Source organism: Mycobacterium sp. ITM-2016-00317 (genome assembly GCF_002968295.1).
In the GTDB taxonomy this organism is placed as follows: Bacteria; Actinomycetota; Actinomycetes; order Mycobacteriales; family Mycobacteriaceae; genus Mycobacterium.
Genome location: NZ_CP134399.1, coordinates 4,883,639 through 4,900,826, shown reverse-complemented (window position 1 = coordinate 4,900,826; position 17,188 = coordinate 4,883,639). Strand labels below are relative to the sequence as shown.

Genomic DNA, 17,188 nt, shown 5'->3' with positions numbered 1-17,188 from the left:
TGCACGCGACCGACAGTTTCCTCCCCAACGTCGGGGGCCTGGAGCTGTCGATCCACGCACTGTCCCGCGAGCAAGTGCGGCACGGCCGTTCGGTGGCAGTGGTGACGGCCGAGCACCCGGATGCGCCGCCCGCGAAGACATGGACGGTGTGGAGGTGCACCGGCTGCCGATGGCGATGGCCCATCTTCCCGGCGCCTACGAGTCAACGACCCATCGGTTCTTCCCACCCGTGCCGGACCCCATGTTCGCGCGCGCTTTCGCTCGACTCGTTCGGCAATTCCGGCCGGACGTCATCAACGTCCGCGGATGGATCCTCTACAGCGTGCTCGGCACCGCCCGCCGCATGGGCATCCCGGTGGTGGCGAGCGCACACGATCACAGTCAGGTCTGCGCCACCAAGGTGATGCTCTATCGGGGCGAAAGCCTTTGTTCGAAACCGGGTCTGAGCAAGTGCATCGGGTGCGCCCGCTCGCAGTACGGACTCAAAGGAATTCCCCTGGCCGCCGGGCTGCATCAACTGGGATCCCGACGGCACCGGGGCGTGGCCCAGTGGACGGCTACGTCGTCTGCTCTCGCAGCCCGCGGCTCGGCGCCGCGCCCCGCGGACAGTGGGCCCCTGACGGTGATTCCGACGTTCATCGACGATCAGCTGATCGCGCTCGTCAACGACGAGCGAACTGTACGGCGCCCCGGCTTCGTCCCTGCGGACGGGCAGTACATCTTCTACGCGGGCGCGCTGGGCGTTCACAAAGGAGTAGACGTCCTGCTCGATGCCCACGAACGCCTTCGTGCGGGCGGTCTCGACATCCCATTGGTCCTCGCGGGCCTGCCCCGTGAAGATTTCCAGATCGACAACCGACCGGGGGTGATGGTCGCGACCAACGTCGCAATGCCGGATGTGATCGCTGCATGGCGGCACGCCGTTGTCGGGGTCGTACCGAGCGTGGTTCCCGAGGGATTTGGTCGAGTGGCTGTGGAATGCCTGGCGGCGGGAACGCCGTGCGTGGTCTCAGCCCTGGGTGGTCTGCTGGACATCGTCACGGACGAGGTGGATGGGCTTCACGTGCCGCCGGGAGACGCGGCGGCCCTGGCCGGGGCCATCCGGCGGATTCTGGAGGACGAACCGCTGCGGCTGCGACTGGGCGCGGCCGGACCTGCCAAAGCCGCTCGTTTCACGCTGTCTCAGGTGATACCTGCGCTCGACGAGGTCTACCTACGAGCCCTGGACCACAAGGCGGCGTCCGCCCTCCCCACGCGAATTCCGTTCCCTATCAGTGTGGTAGATGGTCAGCCTTGCGGCAGAGATGGGAGTCGAACATGACCGCTTCGATCGCTGGAGGGGCGTCCACATCTCGCGACCTGGACACTGTCCCGCTGGTGTGGATGTATCACTCGATCGCAACCTACGACGAGGATCCGTACGAAGTGACGATGACTCCGCAGCGATTCGAGAGTCAGATGCGCTGGTTGCGGAGAAGGAGACTGCGCGGCGTCTCGATGCAGGAACTCCTCCGAGCCTCTGCCGAGGGCCGGGCGCGCGGGCTGGTCGGGTTGACGTTCGATGACGGCTACCAGGACTTCATCCCCAACGCGTTGCCGGTGCTGCAACGATATGGTTACACCGCAACAGTTTTCATTCTTGCAGGGCGGCTCGGCGGGGAGAACGAGTGGAGCCGTCCCGGACCGAACAAGGCACTGTTGACCGCGGACGAGGTGAAGCAGATTGCCGAGGCCGGAATGGAGATCGGGTCGCACGGGCTCAAGCACATCTCACTGCTGAAGGCGGACGAAGCAATGCTCACATCGGAAGTGTCACAAAGCCGAGAGGTGCTGCAGGAGTTGATTTCTCGACCAGTGCAGGGCTTCTGCTACCCGTACGGATACCTGGATGCGCGCGTCGTGGATGCTGCTCGGGGCGCGGGCTACGACTACGCATGCGCGGTGAAGGCGGGCCCCGAGATCGGCCGCCACGCCATACCCAGAACGCTGGTGCACGAGGGGGACACGACGTGGCGCCTCGACGCGAAGCGGGTCGTCTCACTGCTCACGGTCGGTAACCGCCATGGCGTCCGACGGTACCGGGGAGGTCACTGATGAGAGTCGTTGTTGTCGGGCAGGGCTATGTCGGCCTGCCGCTCGCGGTTCGCGCCGCCCAGGTCGGCCATCGCGTGGTGGCGTACGACATCGACGAGAATCGCATGAAGAGGCTCCTGGCCGCGGACTCGTACATAGAGGACATCGCGGACGACGTCCTCAGCGCGATCCTGGAGTCGGGCGCCTTCCACCCGTCGTCAGACGCAGGCGCCTGCGTCGATTTCGACGTCGCGATCATCGCCGTACCGACGCCGCTTCGCGAGGGCGTGCCCGATCTGCGCTACATCGAGGAATCCGCGCAGACACTCGCGCGCTACCTCCGGCCCGGTGCGACCGTCATCGTGGAGTCGACCACCTACCCGGGGACCACCCAGGAGTTGGTCGCGCCCATCCTCGAGGATGGCTCCGGCCTGCTCGCCGGTAGTGACTTCCACCTCGGGTTCAGTCCCGAGCGCATCGACCCGGGCAACGTCACCTGGACCCTGGTCAACACACCGAAGATCATCTCGGGTGTAGACGAGGCCTCACTGGCATCCGTTCAGGCGTTCTACGACACGATCGTGGACACCACGATCCCGGTGGCCTCGCCACGCGAGGCCGAATTGGCCAAGTTGCTGGAGAACACCTTTCGGCACGTCAACATCGCGCTCGTCAACGAGGTCGCGATATTCGCGCACGAACTCGGCATCGACGTCTGGGAAGCGATCGACGCCGCCGCGACGAAGCCGTTCGGATTCATGCGATTCACGCCCGGACCGGGAGTCGGCGGGCACTGCCTTCCGATCGATCCGTCCTATCTGTCGTGGTGCGTGGAGCGGACACTCGGTCACAGTTTCCGATTCGTCGAGTTGGCCAACGACATCAACGAGCACATGCCCGACCATGTGGTACGCCGGGTCACGCTAGCCCTGAACGACCAGAAATGTTCGGTCAACGGGTCGCGGATTCTGCTGCTGGGCCTGTCCTACAAGAAGAACACCGGAGATGCCCGGGAGTCGCCGGCGGTGCGGGTTGCCCAGCTGCTCGCCGGGATGGGCGCCGAGGTTTGCGGCGCCGACCCCCATGTGGTCGAGACCGCCTCTGTCGACGGGCTGCTGACGCGCGTCGAAGTCACCCCTGAGGAACTCGCGGCAGCCGACGCCGTCGTGCTGCTCACCGACCACGATGCGTTCGAGTACGACGCGGTCGTCGAGCACTCGAGACTCGTCCTCGATTGCCGCCACCGAGTCAGGGGTCCCCGTGTCATGCATCTCTGAGCGCCGGACAGCACGCCCGGCGACGGTCGTCGCGATCTTCCTGACAATCATGTCGGTGCTGGCTATGTCGCTGGGTTGCCAGCCTTCGGGTGCCGAGGTGCCCGCAGGACAACAGCGAGGATTCGCGTTACCGAGTTGGGAGGTCAACGGTTACGACGGACCCGCGGTTGAGCAGTCCCTGAAGGAAATCCGTGCGCTGGGCGCGAACTGGGTGCAGTTCACGCCCACCTGGTATCAGCAGACGACAACTTCCAGCGACATCTACCGAACGGACAGGACGGTCAGCGACTCCGGCCAGGAGCGGGCGATCACGCTGGCCCATGATCTGGGGTTGAAGGTGCTGCTGAAGCCTCATCTCAATCTGTCACCGCACGGCAGCAACAAGATCGCCGCGCAGGACCGTCCGGCGTGGTTCGCCTCATATACCGCATTCATCAGTCACTACGCCTCGATAGCGCAGCGCCTCGGGGTCGAGCAGTTCGCCATCGCCACAGAGCTGGCCCGGATGACCGACGACCGCCCGGCGTGGTTGCAAGTGATCCAGGCCGTGCGCGAACGCTACGACGGCCAACTGACTTACGCGTCCAGCACCGACTGGGAGCGGGTCCCGTTCTGGGATGCCCTCGATCTGATCGGCCTGGACGCCTACGCGCCGTTGAGCGCTACGCCCACGACGGACGTACAGGCGCTGCAGCAGGCCGCAGAATCCTTCATTCCCCGAATCGCCGCGCTGTCGGCGAGATACGACCGCAAGATCCTTTTCACCGAGGCCGGCTACACCAGCCAGCGGGGGACGGCGACCGATCCCTCCAGTTGGCGGATCAGCACGGTACCGGCCCAGGCTGAGCAGGCGGCGGCATATGAAGCGCTGCTGGCGGCCGCCAGCGACCAGCCGTTCTGGGCCGGGATCTTCTGGTGGGTGTGGGCAACCCCGCCGTACACCGAAGCCGAACCACTGGATTTCTCGCCTCGCGGTAAGGAAGCCGAAGCCGTGATACGCCGGTGGTGGGCACCGTGACCGCGGAGCCCCTTGCAGGCTCCGTGAGCACAGTCGCGGCCCCGGGAAGACACCGTGCGACGGTAGACAGGGCTCGGGCACAGTTCCGGCCGGACATCGAGGGTATGCGCGCGATCGCCGTGGTCCTGGTGATCCTGTTCCACGCCTACCACCAGCCATTCACCGGCGGCTTCGTCGGCGTCGACATCTTCTTCGTGATCTCCGGCTTCCTGATCACGAGTCTGCTTGTGAGAGAGAGCGAAAGAGAAGGTCGCGTCTCCATATCCCGCTTCTATGCCCGACGCGTGCGGCGAATACTGCCGGCGTCGACCGTGGTGGTTCTGGTGACGGTGTTGGCGACGTATCACTGGCTGGGGTTCATCAATGGGAACAACGTGGCCGAGGACGCCAAATGGACCGCGATATTCGCGGCCAACGTCCATTTCGCTGTCCTCGGGACGGACTACTTCGGCGCCCAGTTGCCCCCGTCGCCGCTGCAGCACATGTGGTCGCTCGGTGTCGAGGAGCAGTTCTACTTCGTGTGGCCGGCCCTGTTCCTGATCCTGGTCTTCATTGCCCGCGGCGCCCGGCATCGTCGGGCACTCGCCGGGGCCCTGTCGGTGATCATCGTCGCCTCCTTGTCCTGGTCGATCCTCCAGACGGCGATCAATGAGACCTGGGCCTACTTCTCGCCTCTGACACGAGCATGGGAGCTGGCACTGGGCGCGCTGGTCGCCGTGCTGGCGCCTAGTATCGCTCGGTTGAAATATGCCTGGCTGCCAACGGTTTTGTCGGTTGGGGGTCTGTGCGCAATCACCGTGGCCGCATTCCTGCTCACTCCCGACACCCGCTATCCGGGCTCGGCTGTGATCCTGCCCGTCGCCGGTGGCGCGGCATTGGTCGCGGCTGGCTGCATCGCCAAGCCCACTTGGATCGGTCGGGTGCTTTCGGTACGACCGATGCAGTGGATCGGCGCCCGGTCCTACTCGATGTACCTCTGGCACTGGCCACTTCTCATCATTCCCGCCCGGTATCTGAACAAGGATCTCGACCTACTGCAGACGACCGGTCTGGTTGCGCTGGCCGTGCTGGCGTCCGCGCTCACGTTTCGTCTGGTGGAGGACCCGATCCGCAGATCCAGATTCCTGTCCGCACGTACCGGGTTGAGTTTGGCGATGGGCGCATCCCTCGTGGCCATCACAATTCTTGCCGCGCAGTGGCTTATCGCGTCCCACTACGGGTCGTGGGATCTGTTCAACTGATCCCCAGCGGGATGTCAACCTTGTCGTCGAGTTTGGAACTAGAACGGGAGAGCAAAGATCGTGACGAGCACTGATTCAATCCGTCGTTCATCGTCGGGCAGGCGGCGGCTCGGGCGAATCATCCCGCTGCTCGCGGGTGTCGTCGTCGCCTTGGCGGCGTGTTCGTCGTCCGGCGGGGGATCCGACATGCCTGCATACCAGTCGGACCAGTACGCTGCCGAATCGGCGAACACTGATCTGACCAACCAGAAGTACGCCACCACGGCGGAAGTGCTGGCGGCCGTGACCGCCGCCCAAAGTACCCAGGCGCTCACGCCCGGCGCCTCCGAACAGTTGGTCGCGATGAGTCAGGTGGCCCGCTCCAACAGCAACGCTGAGGAAGCCGGGCCGGAGAAGTGCTTCGACAAGCTCGACATCAAGTCCTCGGCGCCCTACACGAGTCTCGGCGACTGCGCGTACGGCGATCCGAACGGAACGAAACTCATGGTGATTTACGGGGATTCGCGCGCCCAGATGTGGGTGAGCGCCCTGGAGAGAGTCAGCGCGATCACCGGCTGGAAGGTGCGGATGTTCGCGCAGGGCGGCTGCCCCGTGGCGGATCTGCAATTCCGGGACAACAGAACGGGGGTGCCGGATGCCGCGTGCGACGAGTTCCACGCGACCGCGATCGACGAGATCAACAAACTGCATCCGCAGCTCGTGGTCACCGCGAGCAACGTCGGCCACAAACTCGCCACTGGCGAAACACCCACACCCGCCCAATGGCAGGACGCGTGGGTGTCGACATTCCAGAAGTTGACGCAGCCGGGCACCCGGCTTGCGATGCTCGGGGCCATCCCCACCTGGGCCAACAACGATGCGCAATGCCTCGCCGCCCACACCCAGGACGTCCAGGCATGCAGCACCGACCGCGCGAATGCGGTGTCGGAATTCTTCGACGCCGAGAAGGCGGCGGCGGCCGCGGCGGGCGCTCACTACGTGGACACCGTGCCATGGGTGTGCGCCGAGAAATGCCAGCCGGTCGTCGCCGACACCATCGTCTACTACAACCCGTTCCACTTCACGAAGAGGTACGCCGTTTACCTCAGCGGTGCCGTCGCCGAGGCACTTGCACCCGCTATGGAGTAGGAGCATCCACGGTGTCCAAGCTGTTCGTGTCAAACGTTCCAGTCCTCGAGGTCAAGCCGATCACCGATGCCGACGTGCGGACGGTTGCCGAGTTCTTGCATGCCGAGTTCTTGAACCTCGGCGTCACGAGAACCAGACCGGTCACCGATTGGCTACGGGTGATGAACCCGCCCTGGGCCGTTGAGCAGCCCAACCACGGCTATCTGCTGCGCGAAAACGGGCGTGTCGTCGGCGTGCATCTCGCGCTGTACTCGGAACGTGTAATCGATGACCGCGTGCGACGTATCTGCAACCTCGGTGTGTGGTGTGTTGAAGAACCGCACCGCGCGTCCGGAATGCGCCTGCTCCGGTCGCTGCTCCGCCAAAAGGGTTACACCTTCACGGATCTCACCCCGAACCCGAATGTCGTGACATTGAACACGCGGCTCGGGTTCGCCGCGCTCGACACCGCGACGATGCTGGTGCCCAATTTGCCCTGGCCGGTGTGGTCGCGAGGGGTCCGGGTCATCGACACCACGAACGAAATCGATGGGCTGCTCTCGGGCCGGGACCAACAGATTTACCGCGACCACGCGACGACGGCCGCGCGCCACGTCGTGCTCACCGACGGCGATCAGAACTGCTATGTGATGTACCGGCGTGAGCGGTACAGGCATCTCTGGGTTCTCGCCTCAATACTTCACGTCGGCGACACCGAGTTGTTCACGCGGTGGGCGCCGCATTTCCACCGGTACCTGTTGGTGAGGCAACGAATTCTGGCGACATTGGTGGAGGTCAGGGTCGCCGGGCGACGCCCACCCAGGTCGGTATCGGTTCCGGGCCGTCCCAGGATGTACTTCAGCGACGACGTCGACGCAGCACAGGTGGACTATCTCTACAGCGAATTGACGTGTTTGGAATGACTCGATCAGTTGAGCGTGCGCACGACACCTGGCTGCAGGGCACCTCAGGTCCGCTCCACCCGTCACGTAAGGATCCGCTATGCGAATGAGCGTCAGCTGTGAACCCGGTCTCCCACCGTTGGCGTGGTGTGTGAGGCTGGGTCGCGGCGATGCCGAACTCCTGTGTGGCACCAGCGTCGAGGTCCGTGACGACGGTTTCTTCGAAGGAGCGTGGGCTGGCGACGCGCGCTCCTTCGGGTTCGCCGATGCGGTCGACGTTTTCGGCTCGGGCGGCCGGATCGCCGGAGATGATCTGATCGTCGTGCCCCCGAGTCACACCCTGGAGCGGATCCAGTACATCAGGCGCGGGGCCGAGATCCTGGTCTCGAATTCCTTGGTGTTCCTCCTGGCGGCCGCCCGCGCAGAACTCGATCCGCACCATCCCGGTTACGCGACCGACTTCGCCGGGATCATCTATGACGGCATCCGCGAGTTCGACACGATCATCCCCGTCCGCTTCACCGGGGATCCCGGACCGGGCGGGGCTGAAGCACACCTCGTCTATGTGCACAACGTGCGCTTTCACCACGACGGCCGGATCTCCTTCCTGGACAAATCCTCAGGGCGGCCATACGAGACGTACGACGAGTACGTCGCACTGCTCGCCGACGTCCTGGAGCGAACGGTGGACAACGCGGTGGCGCCGTGCCGTTCGGTGACGTACTCGCCGCTGGCGTCCATCTCCTCCGGTTACGACTCCCCGGCGGTGGCAGCCCTGGCCCGCCGGGTCGGTTGCGACAAGGCGTTCACCTTCACCCACGCCCGCACCCGGGGTGGCCATCAGGAGGACGACTCCGGAAAGCCGATAGCGGCGGCTCTGGGCTATGAACTCGAGGAGTTCGACCGAATGGCGTACCGCGACGCCGGTGGATTCCCCGAAGCCGAGTTCCTCGCGACCGGTATGAGTGGTGAAGATCTGAACATGGCGGGATTGGAGAACGTGGTAGGCCGGACCGTCTTCTTCAGTGGCCATTACGGAGGCCGGGTCTGGGACCTGCACACCTATCCCGACGAGTTGCTGCGCCGGGGGGATATGAGCGGCGCTTCGATGAACGAGTTCCGGCTGCGAACCGATTTCGTTCATGTGCCGGCTCCGTTCATCGGCGCGCGCCGGCATCCGAAGCTCCTTGAGATTGCCCGGAGCGACACGATGAAGGCCTGGTCGACCGGAACCGACTACGACCGCCCCGTTCCCCGTCGCATCGCCGAGGACGCCGGTGTGCCACGCGACGACTTCGGGCACAAGAAGCGTGCGACGACCGCGCTCCTGCACGTGCCGGGGGACGCCGCGTGGACGGCACGGACGCGGGACGCCGTTCGCGATTACGCCCGGGCGCAGCGGCTGCCGCTGCGTACCCGCCTGAGCTACCTCCTCGACGCGGCAGCCGAATCGTCGCGATCCTTCACCTACCGCGTGTTGCGCAAACTGAACCTGTTGCGCCTCGCGCCGGCACTGGCGACCAGACCGCTGGAGATCCACAGCCACACGCACCTCGGCCCGCTACCGACACTCTGGGCGATCGAGTGCATCAATCCGCGCTACCAAGGCGCGGTCGAGACGTGGCGGGAGACGCTGTCGGCGCCTCCTGCGGCAGCGGGGTGAACTGTGCGGACAAACCTCCATCACCTCGTTCAGGATCGCGCGCTGTCCTGTCCCGAGCTCGCCGCGCTGACGTTCAAGAAGGCAACGCTCACCTACGGTGAGCTGTGGTCGCAGGTGCAGGACGTGGCGGCTGGGTTCACCGAGCTCGGCGTCGGGCGCGGACAGCGAGTCGCGGTCTACCTCGACAAGAGGATCGAGACGGTGACGGCCATCTTCGGTGCATCGTCGGCGGGCGGCGTGTTTGTGCCGATCAACCCGTTGCTGAGGTCCCCGCAGGTCGGCCACATCCTGCGCGATTGCGACGTCAGCGTCCTCGTCACCACTCCCGATCGGCTGACGCTGTTGGCCGACGAACTGGCGATTTGTCCGGCACTCGAGAACATCGTGCTCGTGGGTGCCCGAGCCGGGGGGCCTGGCCCCGGCGGGCGACTGCCGACCCTGAGCTGGGATCAGCTGGTCGCTGCACACGGTGGCAGCCCTGACCCGGTCGCGGCCATCGACCTCGACATCGCGGCCATCCTGTACACCTCCGGGAGTACGGGCAAGCCCAAAGGCGTAGTGCTCAGCCACCGCAATCTGATCGCCGGCGCGGAGAGCGTGTCGACGTATCTGGAGAACTCGGCGGACGACATCCTACTGGCCGCGCTGCCGCTGAGTTTCGACGCGGGATTCAGCCAGCTGACGACATCTTTCTCGGTCGGCGCCCACGTCATCCTGACGAACTACCTTCTGCCCGGCGACATTCCCCGGCTCTGCGCTCGGCACCGGGTGACCGGCCTCACCTGCGTGCCACCACTGTGGATCCAGATCGCAGAGCAGAACTGGCCCGATAACGCGCGGGCCTCGCTACGGTACTTCGCGAACACCGGCGGCCGGATGCCCAAGCCGGTCCTGGACCGACTACGTGAGGTGTTCCCCACGGCGAAGCCGTATCTCATGTACGGGCTCACCGAGGCATTCCGATCTACCTACCTCGATCCCGCCCAGATCGATCAACGGCCCGGCTCAATCGGCAAGGCCATCCCGGGTGCCGAGATCCTCGTGGTCCGGCCCGATGGGTCGACATGTGATCCGGGCGAAGAGGGCGAACTCGTCCATCGAGGTCCACATGTGGCGCTGGGCTACTGGAACGACCCGGCACGAACCGCGGAACGGTTTCGTCCGGTTCCGGGGCGCGACGAGCCCTGGCGCACACCGGAGCTCGCGGTCTTTTCGGGCGACGCGGTGGTCGCCGACGCCGACGGATACCTGTACTTCGTCGGCCGCCGCGACGACATGATCAAGACGTCCGGGTACCGCGTCAGCCCGACCGAGATAGAAGAAGCCGCTTATGCCACCGGCATGGTCCGCGACGCGGTGGCGCTCGGTGTCGAGGACGCCGCGCTAGGGGAACGGGTGCTGCTGGTGGTGGCACCGACCGCCGAGGACTTTGCCATCGATGCCCTGCTCGATGCGATGCGCTCCGGGCTGCCGCTCTACATGGTGCCCGGCTCCGTCGTGATTCGTGCGGAGATCCCCCGTTCACCCAACGGGAAATTCGACCGGACAGCACTGCGCGAGGAGCTTGCCACATGAACCTGCGCCCGATGATCGCTGCCTTCGGCACCGCCGAAGGGCAACTCGCGGTCGGTGGAATGCCACTCGACCGACTTACCGCCCGCGTCGGGTCGACGCCCTATTTCGCCTACGACAGGCGCTTGCTGAGTGATCGTGTCGCGGCATTGCGCGCCGCGCTGCCGTCGGCGATACATCTGAGCTACGCGGTCAAGGCAAACCCAATGCCGGCGGTCGTGCAACACCTCGCCGGCCTGGTCGATGCCCTGGATGTGGCCTCGACGCTCGAGATGCGAACCGCCCTGGACACTCCGCTGTCCGCGGACCGGATCAGCTTCGCCGGACCGGGCAAGACCGTCGCGGAGATCGCACAGGCCGTCGCGGCGGGTGTGACCATCGAGATGGAATCCTCGACGGAAGCCCGACGTGTCATCGAGGCCGGAGAGATGTTGGGGGTGCGACCGCGCGTCGCGGTCCGGGTGAATCCCGACTTCCAGGTGAAGGGCTCCGGGATGCGAATGGGCGGGGGGCCACAGCAGTTCGGTGTCGACGCCGAACAGGTGCCCGAACTGCTCAGCCTGGTCGACACCGCCGATCTGGAGTTCCTCGGGTTCCATGTGTTCGCAGGTTCGCAGAACCTCAATGCCGAGATTCTCTGTGAGGCACAGCAGAAGACGGTGGAGCTTGTTCTCGGACTGGCCGACAAGTCGCCCGCCCCGGTCCGGTATGTGAATCTCGGCGGCGGTTTCGGTATCCCCTACTTCGACAAGGACTCTCCGCTCGACCTCGGCGCGATCGGGAACAATCTGACCGAGCTCGTACAGGATCGTATCCAGCCGCAGCTGCCGGATACGAAGGTGGTGATCGAGCTCGGCCGCTACATCGTCGGGGAGTGCGGTGTCTACGTCACCCGGATCGTCGACCGCAAGATATCTCGTGGCCGTACATACCTCGTCGTCGACGGCGGTATGCACCATCAGCTGGCCGCATCCGGAAACTTCGGGCAGGTGATCCGGCGGAACTACCCGATCGCGGTCGGTAACCGCCTCACCGAGGCGCCGGACTCGGAGGTGACCGTGGTCGGTTGCCTGTGCACCCCGCTGGATCTGCTGGGCGACGGCGTCCGGCTGCCGGACGCCGAGATCGGCGACTCGATCGTGCTGTTCCAGGCGGGCGCCTACGGTCTGACCGCAAGCCCCACTGCATTCCTGGGCCATCCCGCACCCGCCGAAGTACTGGTGTAGCGCGATGAGACTGAGAGATTTCATTTCTGACAGGGGGTTCACCGTGAAAGAACTCCAGGAGCACCCTGCCTACAAGTACGCGGGAAAGATCTATCACGACAGGATCATCGGAACGACAGTGAGAATCAAATACCGCACGAAATACCTTCGGAAGAGGTTCGACCAGAATCATCGTGCCGCCACCGTTCTGTTCCATCCGGACCGCCCCGATTACTCTCAGATCCTCTACAAGATCTGCAACTCACTGGGCCTTACGATCACGTCCTCGGCCACGATTCGCCCGGATGTGGTGGTGTCCTTCGAGGATGTGACCAAACGTCGGCACAACCCACTCCTCGCCGAACTCTCCGACGACCACTTCGTGGTGAATCAACACTGCAACGACATCAGCAAGACCCACGTGGAGAAGGTCTTTCGAGACGTCTTTGGCTACGGCACTTTCGTCGATCCCCGCACATACGAGGGGGCATGTGTCATGAAGTCCGACGACAACGCGATGCATGACGGGACTCTCATCGAATGTCCGACGATCACTACGAGAAACGATGTCGTGTTCCAGAGACTGATAAACAACACGACCGGAGATGAGGTTGTCGACATCAGGGTTCCGATCGTCGGCAGCTCGATACCGCTTGTCTATTGGAAGTACCGCGACGCGAGATATCGGTTCAGCAACCGGAACGCCCGCGCCAAGGTCGGATCCCCCGATTCGGCGTTCTCGGATCACGAATTGGTCCTGATACGGCAATTCGCGAAGAAACTCGGGCTGGATTTCGGTGAGCTCGACGTCCTCAGGGACGTCGACGACGGGCAGATCTACATCGTCGATGTGAACAACACTCCGTGTGGCCCGCCCAATCACCTCGGTAAGGCCGAGAGCGAGCAGGCGGTGAAAATTTTGAGCGCCAGTTTCAATGACGAATTCGTCTGCAAAGCACCGAACCGAGATGTCCACTGAGCGACCGCGCGCCCCGGGGCCGCACCGCGGGTCGCACACTGGTTATAGGCTTTGTAACGCATTAGGGAGGAAGCAGTTCGATGACCTACAGCACGGACACGCTGGAACGCGTGAAGGTGGTACTCGTGAAGACCCTCGCGATCCAGGATCGCGCCGACACCCTTGATGCGTCCACTGAACTGTTCGGCAGCATGCCGGAACTCGATTCGATGGCCGTTGTCGCCCTCTCCGTCAATCTGGAGAAAGAGTTCGACTTCGAGATCGACGACGAGGACTTCACTGGAGACGTCTTCGAGACGATCGGCTCTCTCGCCGAATTCGTCGAGCAGAGTACGAACTAACTGCCGAGCGCGTTCTCCGAGACGTGCGACAGGCCGGGTTTCGGTGCGTCGTGATGGGGAAAGCGGCCCTGGAACTCGAAACAGGTCAGCTCGCTGTAGAGATCGTCGATCTGGGCCGCCTCAAGGTCATCGGACAGGTACATCTTCGCCGGACCTGCCACCGGAACCGACCTCGGCAGTCGGTGCCCCACCACCCTGATCTCGCCCAAGGTAGCGGGTATCCCGTGCCGCAGCAGAAGGTAACGGTAGAAGTGCGGCGCACAGTCCCGAAACACGTCGGGATCGCCGACATAGAGGATCGACGCGAACGTCGGTCGACGCTTGATCCGGCCATAGTCCAGCCGGAACATCACGTAACAGCTGCGCTCACCCTTGGTGAGCACCACATGGTGAGCAGCGGCAGCCCGGGAGTGGTCGAGATATATCGTCCGGTCTTGCCCGTGGAGCAAGTCCTCGATCCCCTTCGGGGTACGGACAACTCGTACCCCACTCGACCACAACGGCCACGGAATGTTGGGGGCCAGCGATCGCGTCGTGTCGAGTTTTGCGAACCCGAGGCGGGCGTTCAGTGCCACGATCTTGCGGTTCGGCGTCAGGTCGGTGAAGGTGTATCCCTTCTGGCGAAGCAGTTTCCGCAGCAATCGCAATCCGGCAGCGCGGTGTTCTTCTGCGACGCACCAGGTCCCGAGGTTACAGATGCGGTGCTCTCGGCCATCGATCGTTCGTTTTGAATACAACGCCAGATGCGCGCCGACGAGGCGCCCGTTATCGCGCAGGAGGTAACCGTAGTTGGGTTGGACGAAATCCCATGTCGCGGTCATGGCGCGACGCCAGTCGGCCGCTGACACTTCCGGCCCGATCTCGCTGTGCAGGAATTCAGCCACCTCAGGTATGTCGGCTTCGGCAATCGGCAGGACCTCCACGGGGCGGACCTCTGGCATGTCGATACGGTACCGCAGCGGAGAGCACAGCAACGGAGGCTGAGTGCGTCACCGGTGGTCAGATCAACCGTTGAGGATGGGCCGTTGCATATCGGTCGTCGTTTCACCGAACGAAGTTCGCTGAGACGAAAACACCACATCATGGCGCGTGATAGCGTCTCGCAACGGGGGGCGTGGTTGACATCTGGGCACACGGTCGTTGAGGGGGAAAGACGTGGCGAGTGATCCGATTCCGATGGTTTGGGCGAACTTCGGTTGTCGAGCCGGCGATGTTCAAGCAGGCCCCGGACGCGGTGGCGAAACCGCATGAAGCGACTCCGGGACAACATCGGACTCCTCATCGAGCTCCTGCGCACCGGGCGGGGACGCCGGTGGCTATGGCGGACCGCGCGCAAGCGTTTCCACTCGACTACGGTGTCGATCGGAATTCGCGATGACCTGAGTGTCCCTTTTCCTGCGCCGTCGGCGAAGATTCCCCTGGTCGTGCGAAAGCTTCAACCCGACGATGACCTTTCGCTGGTCGCCGACGTCCCGGGCCTGCCCCCAGAGGTTGCCCGACATCGCGCGGACCAGCGTTGGCTGTTGAACTCCGACCTTCCTGCGCCTTGGGTCGCCGTCGATCCCGACGGAGCTGTGTGTTTTATCGCGTATCTGTTCACGGCCGAAGACAACCCGCGCATGCAAGCGCTGTGGGGCCCACTGGCTCCGGTGCTCAAGCCGGGTGAAGCGTTGGTCGAGGGCATTTTCACGTCGGAGCGTCATCGAGGGCTGGGGGTGTTCATGGATGCCGGCACCAAGATATTGGACGAGGCTCGAAAACTCGGCATGCGATCTGCAATCGGCGTCGCGGGCGAGAAGAATCTCGGCACGTTCAAGGTGGCTGAAAGAGCCGGATGGACACGACAATTCAGACGCGTGGAGCGCTGGCGCCTGTTTCGTCAGCGCGTCACCTTCGAACCCCTGGAGGGGAGCTTCGCCTAACAGTTGTGCGGCTGAGCGGGTAGTTGCGCATTAGCGCGGGTGTGATCCACGTAGCGGAGCCCACGCCAAAGGCGACTATCTGCGCACCGCCGCAACATACTTCGGCAAACAACTTATTCTGACCGGCTAGGCCTGCTGTTCCAACACCGGTCAACCCAAGCCAAATGTCCGCGCTCGCCGGAGCGTTGGCCGGATAACCGGAACAGCCGTTGCAGGCGGGTGATCGCGTTCTTACCCTTGGCCGGCGGACGTGCTCAGCCTCAATGCCGGGTTGGACAGTTCGATGGCGCAGGGACCCCGTCGAATCGAGCGGCCACCCACCTCGCCACTATCGAGGAGGCTTTCCACAGAACATTGGCGTGATCGGCGCCCGGAATCTGTCGGTACTCGACGTGTCCGCCTAGTGAGCAGCTGCCGGCTACCGCGGTGCGCACCCATTGCGGAAAGACGAGGGTGTCCACGGCACCGGAGACGACGAGCATCGGCCGGTCCAAGGGGCGTTGGGGTAGCGCGATTTTGCGCATCGCATTCCGCAGGTCGGCGATGTCGTGGGGGGAGTTCGGCGTGGTCTCGTTCGTCCCGCTCAGCTGATCGACGACGGTTTTCCACGGGACCGGCGCTGGGATGCTTCTTGGGGTTGCTGCGGCTCACGCCGTTGCGCACAGTGGCTCAGGCGTTTCCGCTGGGCCTCGGCTGCACCATGCAGAAAGGCCTTCTGGTCGAGATCTGGGTTGTACCGGCCCAAGCCGACGATGAACAGCGGGTACAGCGCTAGCTGTTCTTCCGTGACCGAACGCGACCAGATGAGGTCCGCCGTGGCCGTCACATTCGCCGCTGGAGCGAGCGCGACGCTCCCCACCAGGTCGAGACCACCGCCGTAGTACGGGTTCAACTCGTTGGCGGCCCACACCGCCTGTCCGCCCTGTGAATAACCGATCGCTGCCCAGCGTGTGGACACAGTGGGCGAGATCTCGCGTAGGGCACGGACGGCATCGATCGTGTTGAATGCCGCAGTCCGTTGTTCGAGGTACAGATGTGTACCAAAGGGGCCGAGTCCTTCGTAATCACTGAGCGCGACGGCGTACTTCCTGTCGAGCAATGACTCGACGATCGGCGAGTATCCCTGAAGATCCGGCTGGTAGGAGGGACCGCAGTCGGTGCCGATGCCGGTCGTTCCGTGTGCAAGCGAAACAACCGGCCAGCCATCAGCCGGCGGGTTCCGCGGGGAGGAAGAATGCCCCGGTAACCTCGCGTTCTCCGCCGTCCACGCCGGAGACCGACCTATAGACGGCACGCCACGCGCCACCAAGTACCGACTCAGGGTCAGCAAGCGGCGGGTCGTAGGATTCCTTGCGGACGATCAGGCCACGGCTCTGCCAGACATCTGCGGGGACATCAGGCAACGGCACCACGATCGGGGTAGCGATCGGTGCGGACGGAAACGGCGGGTCAGCGGTGGTCAAGCCGAACATCGAAAGAATCAAGAGAAGTGGAAAGACCAGACGCCAGCTCGATCTGGCGAAAGCTGCCAGCGCCGCGCGTGGCGCAGTACTTCTGCTGCTCTGACGATGACGCATCTATTCGCTACCGCGGAGTGTGCCACCGGCGCCGCGATAGTCAACCGCACGAGTAGCTATCGCAGTCAGCCCTTTCCCGTTGTGCCCGGCCGAGGCGGGCTGGTGGCGAAGTCTGATATCTGTCTGCAGCCTAGCGAATTGATCGGCGACGTGACCGACCCGGCGAGTCGGTTCGCAGCTGAAACGTTTCTCCGCGCGCTCAACGGTAAATCTGGATCGAATGCTCCTACCGCCACCGTCGCTGGGCCGGTCTCGGAGGCTTGACTTCGATCGAGTCTGTAGCAACCGTGACCACACGGTCCGGTCAGGCA

16 protein-coding genes are annotated in these 17,188 nt (G+C 64.0%); 13 read left to right on the top strand and 3 right to left on the bottom strand.

Translation table 11 applies throughout. The annotated features are described in order from the left end of the window. Nucleotides 1-139 precede the first annotated feature (139 nt). The 12 genes from C6A87_RS23490 (at nucleotide 140) to C6A87_RS23435 (ending at nucleotide 13,378) form a co-directional block, all read left to right on the top strand. Entirely contained in the window at nucleotides 140-1,321 is a 1,182-nt protein-coding gene (locus tag C6A87_RS23490; protein WP_311114437.1) for a glycosyltransferase family 4 protein, read from the top strand. Beyond that, nucleotides 1,318-2,094 carry a polysaccharide deacetylase family protein gene (locus C6A87_RS23485; protein WP_311114436.1) on the top strand — a complete coding sequence of 259 codons (777 nt, stop codon included), beginning with the start codon at nucleotides 1,318-1,320 and terminating at the stop codon, nucleotides 2,092-2,094. Before C6A87_RS23490 ends, C6A87_RS23485 begins: the two co-directional genes overlap by 4 nt. After that, entirely contained in the window at nucleotides 2,094-3,350 is a 1,257-nt protein-coding gene (locus tag C6A87_RS23480; protein ID WP_311114435.1) for a nucleotide sugar dehydrogenase, read from the top strand. The genes C6A87_RS23485 and C6A87_RS23480 overlap by 1 nt, the downstream gene beginning before the upstream one ends. Before the next feature lie 211 nt (nucleotides 3,351-3,561). Continuing rightward, entirely contained in the window at nucleotides 3,562-4,368 is an 807-nt protein-coding gene (locus C6A87_RS23475) for a glycoside hydrolase family 113 (RefSeq protein WP_311114434.1), read from the top strand. 104 nt (nucleotides 4,369-4,472) lie between these two features. Beyond that, nucleotides 4,473-5,609 (top strand): acyltransferase family protein, encoded by a 1,137-nt coding sequence (locus C6A87_RS23470; protein ID WP_396836933.1) that lies wholly within the window; start codon nucleotides 4,473-4,475, stop codon nucleotides 5,607-5,609. A 60-nt stretch (nucleotides 5,610-5,669) separates the two neighbouring features. Next, nucleotides 5,670-6,737, top strand: coding sequence for an SGNH hydrolase domain-containing protein (locus C6A87_RS23465; RefSeq protein WP_311114432.1), 1,068 nt, complete (start codon nucleotides 5,670-5,672; stop codon nucleotides 6,735-6,737). Nucleotides 6,738-6,748: 11 nt separating this feature from the next. After that, nucleotides 6,749-7,639: a hypothetical protein gene (locus C6A87_RS23460; protein ID WP_311114431.1), complete on the top strand. Its 891-nt coding sequence runs from the start codon at nucleotides 6,749-6,751 to the stop codon at nucleotides 7,637-7,639. A gap of 85 nt (nucleotides 7,640-7,724) precedes the next feature. Beyond that, nucleotides 7,725-9,281, top strand: coding sequence for a hypothetical protein (locus C6A87_RS23455; RefSeq protein ID WP_311114430.1), 1,557 nt, complete (start codon nucleotides 7,725-7,727; stop codon nucleotides 9,279-9,281). 3 nt (nucleotides 9,282-9,284) lie between these two features. Further along, on the top strand, nucleotides 9,285-10,856 hold the full coding sequence (locus tag C6A87_RS23450; protein ID WP_311114429.1) for an acyl-CoA ligase (AMP-forming), exosortase A system-associated: 1,572 nt from the start codon (nucleotides 9,285-9,287) through the stop codon (nucleotides 10,854-10,856). Next, nucleotides 10,853-12,079: a pyridoxal-dependent decarboxylase, exosortase A system-associated gene (locus tag C6A87_RS23445; protein ID WP_311114428.1), complete on the top strand. Its 1,227-nt coding sequence runs from the start codon at nucleotides 10,853-10,855 to the stop codon at nucleotides 12,077-12,079. The genes C6A87_RS23450 and C6A87_RS23445 overlap by 4 nt, the downstream gene beginning before the upstream one ends. A 43-nt stretch (nucleotides 12,080-12,122) precedes the next feature. Next, nucleotides 12,123-13,037 carry a hypothetical protein gene (locus C6A87_RS23440; protein WP_311114427.1) on the top strand — a complete coding sequence of 305 codons (915 nt, stop codon included), beginning with the start codon at nucleotides 12,123-12,125 and terminating at the stop codon, nucleotides 13,035-13,037. A gap of 80 nt (nucleotides 13,038-13,117) precedes the next feature. Next, nucleotides 13,118-13,378, top strand: coding sequence for an acyl carrier protein (locus C6A87_RS23435; RefSeq protein WP_311114426.1), 261 nt, complete (start codon nucleotides 13,118-13,120; stop codon nucleotides 13,376-13,378). Here C6A87_RS23435 and C6A87_RS23430 read toward each other — a convergent pair. Continuing rightward, nucleotides 13,375-14,319 (bottom strand): hypothetical protein, encoded by a 945-nt coding sequence (locus C6A87_RS23430; RefSeq protein ID WP_311114425.1) that lies wholly within the window; start codon nucleotides 14,317-14,319, stop codon nucleotides 13,375-13,377. The genes C6A87_RS23435 and C6A87_RS23430 overlap by 4 nt on opposite strands. A gap of 306 nt (nucleotides 14,320-14,625) precedes the next feature. On the opposite strand from C6A87_RS23430, the gene C6A87_RS23425 reads away from it, so the two are divergent. After that, entirely contained in the window at nucleotides 14,626-15,300 is a 675-nt protein-coding gene (locus tag C6A87_RS23425) for a hypothetical protein (RefSeq protein ID WP_311114424.1), read from the top strand. 583 nt (nucleotides 15,301-15,883) lie between these two features. On the opposite strand, the gene C6A87_RS23420 is transcribed toward C6A87_RS23425, so the two are convergent. Then, a complete protein-coding gene (locus C6A87_RS23420; RefSeq protein ID WP_311114423.1) occupies nucleotides 15,884-16,399 on the bottom strand; it encodes a lipase family protein in 516 nt (171 codons plus the stop codon). A 106-nt stretch (nucleotides 16,400-16,505) separates the two neighbouring features. Beyond that, nucleotides 16,506-16,763 carry a hypothetical protein gene (locus C6A87_RS23415; protein WP_311114422.1) on the bottom strand — a complete coding sequence of 86 codons (258 nt, stop codon included), beginning with the start codon at nucleotides 16,761-16,763 and terminating at the stop codon, nucleotides 16,506-16,508. Nucleotides 16,764-17,188 lie beyond the last annotated feature (425 nt).

Coding starts and splice junctions, on each gene's coding strand:
- C6A87_RS23490 (WP_311114437.1), top strand. CDS start 140: ATGGACGGTGTGGAGGTGCACCGGCTGCCGATGGCGATGGCCCATCTT.
- C6A87_RS23485 (WP_311114436.1), top strand. CDS start 1,318: ATGACCGCTTCGATCGCTGGAGGGGCGTCCACATCTCGCGACCTGGAC.
- C6A87_RS23480 (WP_311114435.1), top strand. CDS start 2,094: ATGAGAGTCGTTGTTGTCGGGCAGGGCTATGTCGGCCTGCCGCTCGCG.
- C6A87_RS23470 (WP_396836933.1), top strand. CDS start 4,473: ATGCGCGCGATCGCCGTGGTCCTGGTGATCCTGTTCCACGCCTACCAC.
- C6A87_RS23455 (WP_311114430.1), top strand. CDS start 7,725: ATGAGCGTCAGCTGTGAACCCGGTCTCCCACCGTTGGCGTGGTGTGTG.
- C6A87_RS23445 (WP_311114428.1), top strand. CDS start 10,853: ATGAACCTGCGCCCGATGATCGCTGCCTTCGGCACCGCCGAAGGGCAA.
- C6A87_RS23435 (WP_311114426.1), top strand. CDS start 13,118: ATGACCTACAGCACGGACACGCTGGAACGCGTGAAGGTGGTACTCGTG.
- C6A87_RS23430 (WP_311114425.1), bottom strand. CDS start 14,319: ATGCCAGAGGTCCGCCCCGTGGAGGTCCTGCCGATTGCCGAAGCCGAC.
- C6A87_RS23425 (WP_311114424.1), top strand. CDS start 14,626: ATGAAGCGACTCCGGGACAACATCGGACTCCTCATCGAGCTCCTGCGC.